Source organism: Streptomyces atriruber (assembly GCF_001418325.1).
Classification (GTDB): domain Bacteria; phylum Actinomycetota; class Actinomycetes; order Streptomycetales; family Streptomycetaceae; genus Streptomyces; species Streptomyces atriruber.
The window spans coordinates 1-7793 of the sequence record NZ_LIPN01000073.1 but is presented as its reverse complement, the minus strand read 5'-3'; the positions used below and the strand labels follow the sequence as shown (position 1 = coordinate 7793).

The 7793-nt window shown below is 71.3% G+C and carries 6 protein-coding genes and 1 pseudogene; 2 read left to right on the top strand and 5 right to left on the bottom strand.

Annotated features, from left to right (window positions below; genetic code table 11):
- The 5 genes from mmuM to AOK03_RS08785 all read right to left on the bottom strand — a co-directional run.
- The coding region (gene mmuM, locus AOK03_RS08805) for a homocysteine S-methyltransferase (protein WP_055564614.1) at positions 1-938 on the bottom strand (938 nt) is incomplete at its 3' end.
- Positions 893-2947: an ABC transporter ATP-binding protein gene (locus AOK03_RS08800; protein ID WP_055564613.1), complete on the bottom strand. Its 2055-nt coding sequence runs from the start codon at positions 2945-2947 to the stop codon at positions 893-895. The genes mmuM and AOK03_RS08800, both read right to left, overlap by 46 nt.
- A gap of 15 nt (positions 2948-2962) precedes the next feature.
- Positions 2963-3868 carry an ABC transporter permease gene (locus AOK03_RS08795; protein WP_055564612.1) on the bottom strand — a complete coding sequence of 302 codons (906 nt, stop codon included), beginning with the start codon at positions 3866-3868 and terminating at the stop codon, positions 2963-2965.
- Positions 3865-4824, bottom strand: coding sequence for an ABC transporter permease (locus AOK03_RS08790; protein ID WP_055564611.1), 960 nt, complete (start codon positions 4822-4824; stop codon positions 3865-3867). The genes AOK03_RS08795 and AOK03_RS08790 overlap by 4 nt, the downstream gene beginning before the upstream one ends.
- Positions 4821-6662: a peptide ABC transporter substrate-binding protein gene (locus tag AOK03_RS08785; protein WP_055564610.1), complete on the bottom strand. Its 1842-nt coding sequence runs from the start codon at positions 6660-6662 to the stop codon at positions 4821-4823. The genes AOK03_RS08790 and AOK03_RS08785 overlap by 4 nt, the downstream gene beginning before the upstream one ends.
- A 243-nt stretch (positions 6663-6905) precedes the next feature.
- On the opposite strand from AOK03_RS08785, the pseudogene AOK03_RS45305 reads away from it, so the two are divergent.
- Positions 6906-7251 (top strand): annotated as a pseudogene (locus tag AOK03_RS45305) (winged helix-turn-helix transcriptional regulator); the annotation flags it as partial.
- A 15-nt stretch (positions 7252-7266) separates the two neighbouring features.
- Positions 7267-7793, top strand: a 527-nt coding sequence (locus AOK03_RS43850; RefSeq protein ID WP_244177528.1) for an ROK family protein, incomplete at its 3' end; no start/stop codon positions are given.

Sequence of the window (7793 nt, the reverse complement as noted above, 5' to 3'; positions counted from 1 at the left end):
GCCCCGTCCCGCGCCAGCTCCCCGGCCACCTCCGCGATCACCGAGGGCCCCACCCGGCAGCACCCGCCGATCGGCCGCGCCCCGGCCGCCCGCCACCCCGCGACCTGCCCGGCCGCGAACCGGGCGGGCCCCCGCCAGGAGCGGGCGGCGGCGTCCCACGTCTCGCCGCTGTTCGGATAGACGACCCCGGGCTTGCCCGTGACCCGGGCGGCGAGCGCCACCGCGGCCTCGGCGTCCCTCGGGTCGCAGCAGTTCACGCCGACCGCGATCACCTCGTCCGCGTCGGCGGCCAGTGCGAAGGCCTCGGCGAGGGGCTGGCCCGCGCGCGTGCGCGGGCCCGAGACGCTGTACGACAGCCAGGCGGGAACCCCGAGCCCGCGGACCGCCCGCAGCAGGGCCCGCGCCTCGTCGGTGTCGGGCACGGTCTCCAGGGCGAGGACGTCGGGTCCGGCCGCGGCGAGCGTTTCCAGCCGCGGCCGGTGGAAGCGCTCCAGCTCGTCCACCGAGAGGCCGTACCGCCCCCGGTACTCGGAGCCGTCGGCGAGCATCGCCCCATAGGGCCCCGCGGACGCCGCCACCCACACCTCACGCCCGGCCGCCGCCCCGGCACGCCGGGCCAGGTCGACGCTCAGGCCGAGGAGTTCGCGGGTGCGCCCGGCGTTGATGCCGCGCCGCGCGAACCCCTCGTACGTCGCCTGGTAGCTCGCGGTGATCGCGACCTCGGCGCCCGCCTCGTAGTACGCGCGGTGGGCGGCCTCGATCGCCGCGGGCTCGTCGGCGAGCAGCCGCGCGGACCACAGGGCGTCGCTCAGGTCGTGCCCGGCGGCCTCCAACTGGTTGGCGAGTCCGCCGTCGAGCACGACCGGGCGCTGGGCAAGGGCATCGGCGAGTCTCACACCGCCGACGCTAGCCGAGGCGCGGCCAGCGGGAAGTGACAGGCCACCTGGTGTCCCGTGCCGTTCGGCGTGCTCACCGGCGGCTCCGTCGTGGCGCACACCTCCTGGGCGAGGGGGCAGCGGGTCCGGAAGCGACAGCCCGACGGGGGTTTCGCGGCGGAGGGCGTCTCGCCCTCCAGCGGCGCGCGGTCCGCGCCGGAGGCGGCCGCGGCCGCCTCCGGGTCGGGCAGGTTGACCGTGTCCAGGAGCCCGCGCGTATAGGGGTGCAGCGGATGCGCGTACACCTGCTCGGCCGGGCCCGACTCCACGAGCTTGCCCAGGTACATCACGCCGACGGTGTCCGCCAGATGGCGTACGACGGCCAGGTCGTGCGAGATGAACAGATAGGTCAGGCCGCGCTCGCGCTGCAGCTCCCGCATCAGGTTGAGGATCTGCGCCTGTACGGACACGTCGAGCGCGGAGACCGGCTCGTCGGCGACCACCAGGTCGGGGGAGAGCGTCAACGCCCTTGCCAGACCGAGGCGTTGACGCTGGCCGCCGGAGAACTCGTGCGGGTAGCGGTGCACGGCGCCGCGCGGCAGGCCGACGGCGTCGAGGAGCTCGCCGACCAGCTTCTCCTGTTCGGCGCGGCTGCCGACGCCCTGGATGACGAGCGGCTCGCGCAGGATCTCGCCGACCCGCATGCGCGGATCCATCGCGGCGGTGGAGTCCTGGAACATCAGCTGGACGCGCCGCCGGTGGGCGCGCCGTTCGGTCCGCGACATCCGCGACGGGTCGGCGCCCTCGAAGCGCACCGCGCCACCGGTCGGCTCGTCGAGGCCCGCGACGATCCGGCCGAGCGTCGTCTTGCCGCAGCCGGACTCGCCGACCATGCCGAACGTCTCGCCCCTGCGGATCGACAGGGACACCCCGCCGACCGCGCTGACCGTCCCTCGGCTGCGCGAGAACGCGCCTCCCTTCAGGGGGAACTCCTTGACCAGCGCGTCCAGTTCGAGCAGCACCTCACCGGGGGCTTCGGCGGCGGGAACGGCCGCGGGCACCACGACCTCGTCCTCGGACGCGGCGTCCTCCGGCACCGGGTGGAAGCACGCGAACCGGTGCTCCGCGCCCTGCGTCCCGTCGTCCACGAGCGGCGGTTCCGCCGCACGGCACTCGTCCGTGGCGAACGTGCAGCGCGGCGCGAAACGGCAGCCGGTGGGGCGCGTCGCGAGGTTCGGCGGCAGCCCGGGGATGGTGTGCAGCTCCGTGCCGCTGTCGGCCGCGCGCTCGGGCAGCGCGGCGAACAGCGCCTCGGTGTAGCGGTGGCGCGGGCGCGCGAACAGGCTGCGTACGTCGGCCTGTTCGGCGACCTTGCCCGCGTACATCACCGCGACCCGGTCCACCCGGTTGGCGATGACCCCCAGGTCGTGCGTGACCAGGATCATCGCCATGCCGAGACGGGCGCGCAGATCGTCGACGAGCTCCAGGATCTGGTGCTGCGTCGTCACGTCGAGGGCCGTCGTCGGCTCGTCGGCGATCAACAGCTTCGGCTCGCAGACCAGCGCCATGGCGATCGCCACGCGCTGGCGCATGCCGCCGGACAGCTGGTGCGGGTAGGCCTTCATGCGCTCGGCGGGCTGCGGCATGCCGACGAGCCGCAGCATCTCCTGGGCCCGCGCCCACGCCTCCTTCCTGCCGATGCCGGGGCGGTGCAGGAGCAGCGGCTCCGCGACCTGCGCGCCGATGGTCATCGTCGGGTTGAGGGAGGTCAGCGGGTCCTGGAAGACCATGCCGATGGTGTTGCCGCGGACGTCCTGGAGGACGGGCGCCGGTGCCGCGGCGAGGTCCTGTCCGTCGAACAGGACGCGGCCCGCGGTGATCTCGCCGCCGGGCGGCAGCAGGCCGAGGACGCTGAGCGCGGTCATCGTCTTGCCGCAGCCGGACTCGCCGACGATGCCCAGGGCCTCACCGGGGGCGAGGGACAGGGACACGCCGTCGAGGGCGTGGACAGTGCGCTCGCGCGAGGCGATGTCGACGCGCAGGCCGTCGAGGGTGAGCAGGGGCTCGGTCATCTGTCGTGTCTCCTGTTACTTCCGCAGCCGCACTTCGAACGCGTCCCGCAGCCCGTCACCGATGAAGTTGAACGCGGCGACGACCAGCACGATCGCGATGCCCGGCGGGAAGATCAGCCACCAGTAGCCGTTCTGGGTGTAGGTGATGCCGGCCGACAGCATCGATCCCCAGTCGGCCGAGGGCGGCGGGATGCTCAGGCCGAGGAACGCGAGGTAGCTGACGTAGAGGATGGCGTCGGCGATCTGGAACGTGCAGTTGACGATGACCGTGCCGATGGCGTTCGGCACGATGTGCTTGAAGACGGCGCGGGTACCGCCGCCGCCCATCATCCGCATCGCCTGGACGTACTCACGGTTGCGCAGCGACAGCGCCTCGCCGCGGACCAGGCGGGCGGGGGACAGCCACGCCACCGCCGCGATGATCATGATGAGGACGCCCTTGCTGGGGGTGATGATCGCGGCCACCACGACGAGCAGGAACATCGCGGGGATGGCGAGCGCGGCGTCCGTCACGCGCATCATCGCCGCGTCGATCCACCCGCCGAAGTAGCCGGAGACCGCGCCGTAGACGGTGCCGAAGAGCGTGGCCAGCAGGCCGGCCGCCAGACCGATCTCCAGGGACGTCTGCCCCGCGACCATCAGACGGCCGATCATGTCGTAGCCGAGGTCGGTGGTGCCGAGGAGGTGGCCGGAGCTGCCGGGCGGCAGGTTCGCCTGCGACAGGTCGGTGTGGATCTGCTCGGTGTCGTACACCAGCGGGCCGAGGTAGCTGAACGCGAGCAGCAGGAGCAGCACCACCACGCCCGTCAGGGCGAGCTTGTTGCCGGTGAAGACCCGCAGCGTGCGGCGGGCCAGCGACGGCGTGGCCTGCGCGGCGTCCTCGTGGCCTGGCGCGGTGACAGGGGCGACCGTGGTACTCATGCCACGCTCCGTATCCGGGGGTCGAGGACGGCGTACAGGACATCGGTGAGCAGCGAGCCGACGACGGTGGCGACACCGACGACGAGCGTCACGCCGAGCAGTACGGGGAAGTCGGAGCCCTGCGCGGCGTTCCAGAACAGCAGCCCCATGCCGGGGTAGTTGAACATCGACTCGACGACGAGAGCGCCGCTGAACAGGGTCGGCAGATAGAGGCCGAGGAGCGTCGCGAGGGGGATCAGCGCGTTGCGCATGACGTGCCGGACCATGATCCGGCGGCTCGACTGGCCCTTGGCCATCGCCGTGCGGACGTATTCCTCGGTGAGGTTGTCGAGCACCGCCGAGCGCATGTAGCGGCTGAACATCGCGACGATGCCGAAGGCCATGGTGACGACCGGGAGGATCAGCCCGGTGAAGTCGCCGAGGAGCGCGCCGATCGTCTCGCCCTGTGGCGCCTCCGCCGGGAAGACCGGCATGACCTGCGCGAACAGGATGATCATGATGAGGCCGAGGAAGAACACCGGTGTCGCGTACAGCAGGAAGGCGAGGCCCGTCAGCGCGTAGTCCGAGGCCTTGCCGCGCCGGACGGCCTGCAGCAGACCGAGCGGAACGGCGATGACGACCGCGAGGACGGTGGACAGGACCGTGAGGAGCAGGGTCTTCGGCAGCCGCTGCTTGAGCAGGTCGAAGACGGGCGAGTTGAGCTTGAAGGAGTCGCCGAGGTCGCCCGTGAGCAGCCGCTTCAGATACATCGCGTACTGCATGGGCAGGGAACGGTCGTATCCCTGCTGGTGGTTGAAGTGCTCGATCTGCTGCGGGGTGCCCTTCGGGCCGAGGATGGCGCGGGCGGGGCCGCCCGGCAGCATGTGCAGGAGCACGAAGACGATGACCGACACGAGGAAGAGGACGACGATCGCCTGGAGGAAGCGCTTGACCAGAAAGCCGGTGAAGCCGGTCACTTCTCGGCCCCCTTCTTCTTGACGTAGTACCAGTGCTGGGGCGCGAAGGTGACGGTCGGGTTCTGCGAGACGCCGCGCAGGTCGTTGCGGATCACCGAGACCTGGTACGCGGGGTTCGGCATCCACATCACGGGCAGCTGGTCGGCGAGGTACTCGCCGTACTCGTGCACGGCCTTCATGTCGGGGGAGTACTGCACGCCCCGGATGATCCGGTCCGCCTTCCTGTCGCTGTAGTTGCCGAAGTTGGCGGAGGCGCCCGTCGAGAAGAGCTGCTCGCCGCTGGGGTTGAGCGGGTAGTACCAGCTGCCCGCCGTGCCGAAGAAGGACATGTCCCAGTCGCAGCCCGGATCCTTCGCCCTGCACGGCACGGAGTTGCCGAGCACCGAGTTCAGCGGCTGCTGACGCACGGTCAGGTTGATGCCGCCCTTGGAGAGCGAGGACTTGAGCTCCTGCATCATGTTCGTCGTCTCGGTCGACCCGGACTGGGAGAGCAGGGTCAGTTCGAGCGGCGCGTCCTTGCCGATGCCCTTGCCGCACTCGTCCGCGCCGGTTCCGGGGCGCACGCAGCGTGCCGTGCCGTCCTCGATGCGCCAACCGTGCTGTTTCAGCAGCGCCTTGGCCTTGCCGACGGAGAACGGGTACTGGTTCTTCTCCATCTTCTCGGACAGGTACTGGCTCTTCGGCGTCACCGGCACCGGACCGAGCGTCGGCGTCGCGCTGCCCTGCCAGATGACGTCGCTCATCGCCTTCTGGTCGACGAGGTGCTGCATGGCCCGGCGGATGTACAGCTGGTTCATCATCGGGCCGCCGTGCGTGGAGCTGAAGTTGTAGACGATGTACGTCGCCGCCCAGCCCTCCCACGGATCGACGCGGTACCCCTTGTCCTCGAACTTCTCCTTCTGCGCCATCACCGACGGCGGGATGTAGCCGTAGTCGACGCCGCCCGAACGCAGCACGTTGTACTCGGAGTCGGCCGTCGTGAACGGCTTGAAGACCACCTTGTCCAGGTGCGGGCGCTCCGACTTCGGTCCGGTGAACTTCTCGTTCGGCACGATGGTGACCTGGCCGCTGTCGCGCCAGCCCGCCAGCTTCCAGGGCCCGTTGACCGTCTTCCAGAGCGGGTCGGAGCCGTAGGAGCCCAGGCTCTTCGCGTGCCGGGTGAGCCGCGCGAAGACGGCCTTGGCGCCCGCCGGGGTGCGGTCCCAGTCGCCGATCCTCCCGCCGTCGCTCTTCGCGTCCCAGGCGTGCTGGGGCAGTGCGCGCATCAGGGTGAGCTGGTTGGCGGTGAACCAGTCGGGGTTGTACGCGCGGCTCAGGTGCAGCCGCACGGTGTGGTCGTCGAGCGTCTCGAACCGCTTGACGTTGTCGGGCATCGTGCCGACCGAATAGTTGCCCCAGCTCGCCTTGTCGGCCTTCACCAGGTTGAACCAGAACTCCAGGTCGCGGGCGGTGACGGGCTTGCCGTCGGACCACTTCACGCCCTCGCGCAGCGGCACGGTCACGGTCTTGTTGCCGTCGCTGTACTTCGGCTGCAGGCCGAGCGTGCTCGGGCCGTGCGTCGTCAGCTCGCCCTTCGCCCTGTCCTGCACGGCGTCGTAGACCGGCATGAAGAGCAGGGACTGGATCCCGTAGTTGTACGAGGCGCCGTAGCCCGGCGCGCCGATCGGGAAGATCCAGTTGGGCGTCGCCGCCGGTGGCAGAGCCATCGTCGCGGTCCCGCCCTCGACGGGTGTGCCGCCGGTGGGCCCCATGTCGATGCGGCCGCCCTCGCGGGTGCAGCCTGTGAGGGCCGCCGCGAGGACGAGCAGCGCGGCCGCCGCGGACCTGAATGAGCGCATGGCGATGGGCCTCCAAGGGGTACGGGGCCGGCCCGTGCCGGAGTACGACGGGGCGGCGCCCGAACGCTAGGCCGAGGGTGAAAAACAAGTCAATAGCTTCATTCGGCAAGAAGTGGAAAATCCGGAGGGGGTAGCCAGCTTGCTTCGGTCGGACCTAATGTTCGTCCTGTTGTCGAACGAACGAACCGAATCAACCTGCGTCGCGGCAGTACGGATCGAAGCAACGTGCGTCGCGGCAGGACGATGCGAAGCAACAGGCAAGCAACTGGGGGCGGCATGACCGGAACACCACTCGGCGAGCCGGGCTCGGGGCAGCACATCGTGCACCTGGTCTCGTCGGGGGCGGCCACGTCCCGCGCCGACCTCGTGCGCGAACTGGGCCTCGCCCCCTCGACGGTCTCCCTGCGGGTGCAGGAGCTGGTCGACGCCGGGCTGCTCACCGAGTCCGGCGAGGGCGCTTCGCGCGGCGGGCGCAGGCCCAGGCTGCTGCGGGTGGCCGCGCGGGGCGGCGTCGCCCTGGCCGCGGACCTCGGCAGCCACCACGCGCGGCTCGGCGCGGTCGACCTCGGCGGCACCGTCACCGACGCCGNNGCAGGCCGACGCGCTGGTCGCCCGGCAGCGCGCCGAAGGCCGCACCGTACGCGCCTTCGGCGTCGCCTTCCCCGGCCCCGTGCAGCCCGGCACCGGCCGTGTCCTCAGCCCCTCCCGCATGCCCGGCTGGCACCGCTACCCGCTGCGCGACGTGCTCGCGGAACGGCTCGGCATCCCCGTCACCGTCGACAACGACGCGACGATGATGGCCGTCGGCGAACACCGCGTGGCCCGGCCGGAGCTGGACCACCTCGTCGTCGTCAAGGCGGGCCGCGGCATCGGCAGCGGCGTCATCTCCGCGGGCCGCCCGCACGACGGAGCCAACGGCAGCGCAGGCGACATCAGCCACGTCCGCGTCGACGCCGCGGGCGACCGCCCCTGCAGCTGCGGCAACATCGGCTGCCTGGAGACCGTCGCCAGCGGCGCCGCCCTGATCCGCGAACTCGCGCTGCAGGGCGTCGAGGTGTCCGACACCAGCGATCTGCTGCGGCTCGTCGCCGACGGCGACCCGCAGGCCACCACTCTCGTGCGCACCGCGGG